The sequence below is a fragment of the Amycolatopsis tucumanensis genome, from assembly GCF_021654135.1.
Lineage (GTDB): Bacteria > Actinomycetota > Actinomycetes > Mycobacteriales > Pseudonocardiaceae > Amycolatopsis_E > Amycolatopsis_E tucumanensis.
Map to the genome: position 1 here is coordinate 1 of NZ_JAKGSD010000123.1, position 3186 is coordinate 3186.

The window sequence follows — 3186 nt, forward strand, 5'->3', positions numbered from 1 at the left end:
TGCTCGAACGAACGCGAACGCCACGCGATGACCCGCGCGAACACGTTCGTCGCCTACGTGTCCTCGGCTGGCGACGCGCTGACCACCTGGCCCGGCGGGCACCTGGCCACGATCGACCCCGCCGACGCCCACCAGGTCGGCCGGCGCACCTACACCCCATTCGGCGGACGGTGGACCCGCTACGTGTGGCACGCCACCGACGTCGACGGAGGCCGCTGGACCGGCGTCAACGGCGGCCGTGGCCTCGTCATCCGCGTCCACCGGCTGCGCGTGTGCACCTGGCAAACCGAGTTCGGCAACGGCCGGCCCCCGCGCTACTGCCACCGCCGCGCCACCCACGCCGGCCAGGGCGGCGCCTTCGACCTCTACTGCCGCACCCACGCCCGCCAGGTCTTCGACCTCTACGGCTGGACCACCACCGCCCTGTCACCCCGCGCGCTCGCCCAGACCGGCGCGTGAAACCGCGCCACCACAAGGAAAGGAGTCCCTCGTGTTCGTGAAGTTCTACGACCGCCTCGATCTGTCACGGGCGCGCCTGGACGACGTGCTCACGGTGCCCGCGAACCGCGCCAAGGCGCTCGACGTGGCGCGGGAGCGCCACTTGCCGCGCCAGTCGCTCACCCGCGCGACCACCCGCATGGGCTTCTGGGTCTACGTCTTCCAACTCGGCGCCGATGTCCAGCTCGGCACGGTCACCCTGGCCGGCGCCGAGCCCGGACCCGAGCACGTGGTCACGCTGCCGGTCCGCCAGCTCGACCACTACACCACCCCCGGCATGCCGTTGACCGAGATGGCCGGGCTGCTGGCCGCGGTCGCCGAGGACTACCCGCCCACCGCGCTGACCGCGCTGCTGGCCGACAGCCTCACCAAGGTCCTCGACCTGTGGGCCGACGCCCGCCGCAACGGCCGGCCCGCGATCGACATCCGCGACCTCGACCGCGCCGTCACCAGTGAACTCGCGCCTGCCGTCCGTGCCTGGCGTACCGGCGACGCCTTCCCACGCCCGCGCCTGGCCGACACGGCCTGGCCCGAACCCGTTCCGAGGTGAACACCATGCCTATCGACGACCCCACGACCGCAACCCCGTCCGAGATCGACGAAGAGCTCGCCCGGCTCGGTATCGAGCATGCCAAGGCCACCGACACCCTCAACGGGCTCACCGCCCGCGTCCAGCGTCTGGTGAACGACGGCATGGCCGAGTACGCGACTGAGTTGCGGCCCCGGATCGAGCAGGCCCGCCAGACGATCGCCGGGTGCGAGGCCGCCGCGCGGCCCCTCGATGCGGAGTTCGAGCGTCGGGGCGGCTGGACCCGCGCCTGGCTGGTCGACAACAGCGGTCGCCACGTGCACCGCACCATGGCGTGCCGCACCTGCTTCCCGTCCACCCGGTTCGCCTGGCTCACCCAGCTCTCCGGGCACGACGAGACCGAGATCGTCGAGCAGGCTGGCAAGGCCGCGTGCACCGAGTGCTACCCGAGCGCGCCGGTCGACGTCCGCAACCGGCCCAGCCGGATCAAGACCCCCGAGCAACTCGCGCGGGAAGCGGAGAAGGCCGAACGGGCGAAGGCCAAAGCCGCCAAAGCGATCACCGCACCCGACGGAACGCCCTTGCGCACCAAGGGGTATGGGCAGATCGACACCGAGTTCACCGCGCGGCGCTCCTACGCGGACGCCTTGGCCTACGCCCGGTATCTGACCAGGGCAAGCATCGCCCACCACCGAGACACCATCGCCGAGTACCGCGAGGATGCGCAGCTCATCCTGGCCGCGCTGGCCGCCAAACACGGCCGGACCGTGGACGACCTGCGCGCCGAACTGGCGCCGAAGGTCGAAGCCAAGTGGAACCGCGAACACCGCAACTGGGGCTAATCGCTCCCGTCAGGCAACCCGTTCTCGCGAAAGGACTCATCCGATGTTTCTGGTCGAAACGCTGGAAGACCTGGTGCACAACTACCTCGAAAATCCCGCTCGGCCCGGCTCGGCCGTCGGCAAGGTCAACGCGCAAGACCTGGTCAGCCACGTCGTGCAGCACCTCGCCGAGCGCGGGGTCGACGTGGGATTTCAAGACGGCTCACGCCTTACCCTGCCGGGCAGCGCGCCCCGGTGGCCGGAGTCCGAGCGGCACCGACTTCCCTTGGTACTCCAGGAAAACGACGACGGGCACGTCCGCATCTACTGCGACGGCCGCGACTGCGTCTGGTCCTGGCCACTCTACCAGCACGCGAACGCGCAGACCAATGGCGACACGATCACCAACGCTGTCGAGCATGCCATCCGGAGACACCGCCACTCCTGGCCACTCCGGCAACCAGCTACGCAACTCAGCGAGATGCCCTCCTCAGCACCAACTCGCCACGGGGAGGGCATCGCGCTGCATGGGCTGACACACATCCGAAGGAGCTCGAACCGCCATGACTACCAACGACATTCACGATGCCCGGCAACTCATCGCCGAGATCAACGTCCCCGCGGAACGCCCGCGCTGGGCTTGGTGGGCCCCGGTGACGCCACCCGGTACCACGCCACGCTGATAAACGCAGCACCCAGCGCCACCACGGTCGGCACCGCGTCGGGTGGCACCTTCCGCGCTCTCGTGATCACGATCGAACTGTTCAGCTTGAGTCCCACCTCGATCGTGATCCCGCGGCCCAATGCCGACTTAGACCGTTACACCGCAGAGGAATGGGTCTTCCGGCGGTTTCCTGGTGGCTGGTGGGCCGGTGTCCGGCCGCTGCTGGCCGCACTGGGCTGGACGCCCACGACCGACCGCGACACCAGCTACCGCAGCACGGACCACCGCGACATCACCACGGCGCAGCGCGGCCCAGACGCCGCCCGCTAGCACCAGGCACCGCAGTTCCCCGGCCACGCGGCCGGACTACCCACCCGCACCCACGCCACACCGACCCGCGTCCGCGCGGGCCGGCGATGACGGCCGCCCGCCTTCCGAGGAGATCATCATGAACAGCACCGACAACACCGATCTGCCCACCATCGCCGATACGGCCAACCGTAAAGCCACCTTCGAGCCGATGACGAACGAGGACGAACGGCCGACGATCACCGTCGCCGGAGTCCACGTCGCGCTCTACGTCGACCCGGCCAGCCGACAAGCGGATGTGGCGGCTCACGGGACTGTAATTTCGTTGGTGTAACTCCTGAGGTGAAGGAGACATCTGTGACTGA

The 3186-nt window shown here is 69.4% G+C and carries 5 protein-coding genes; all 5 read left to right on the forward strand.

The annotated features are described in order from the left end of the window. A partial coding sequence (locus L2C96_RS44035; RefSeq protein ID WP_237340313.1) for a hypothetical protein occupies positions 1 to 459 on the forward strand: 459 nt, incomplete at its 5' end. Between the two features lie 31 nt (positions 460 to 490). Next, positions 491 to 1048, forward strand: a complete 558-nt coding sequence (locus tag L2C96_RS44040) for a hypothetical protein (protein ID WP_110341357.1) — start codon at positions 491 to 493, stop codon at positions 1046 to 1048. Positions 1049 to 1053: 5 nt separating this feature from the next. Beyond that, complete coding sequence (locus L2C96_RS44045; RefSeq protein ID WP_110341358.1) at positions 1054 to 1869, forward strand: hypothetical protein; 816 nt, start codon at positions 1054 to 1056, stop codon at positions 1867 to 1869. A 43-nt stretch (positions 1870 to 1912) separates the two neighbouring features. Beyond that, complete coding sequence (locus L2C96_RS44050) at positions 1913 to 2842, forward strand: hypothetical protein (RefSeq protein ID WP_146240086.1); 930 nt, start codon at positions 1913 to 1915, stop codon at positions 2840 to 2842. A 118-nt stretch (positions 2843 to 2960) separates the two neighbouring features. Then, positions 2961 to 3155, forward strand: coding sequence for a hypothetical protein (locus tag L2C96_RS44055; RefSeq protein ID WP_110341360.1), 195 nt, complete (start codon positions 2961 to 2963; stop codon positions 3153 to 3155). Positions 3156 to 3186 lie beyond the last annotated feature (31 nt).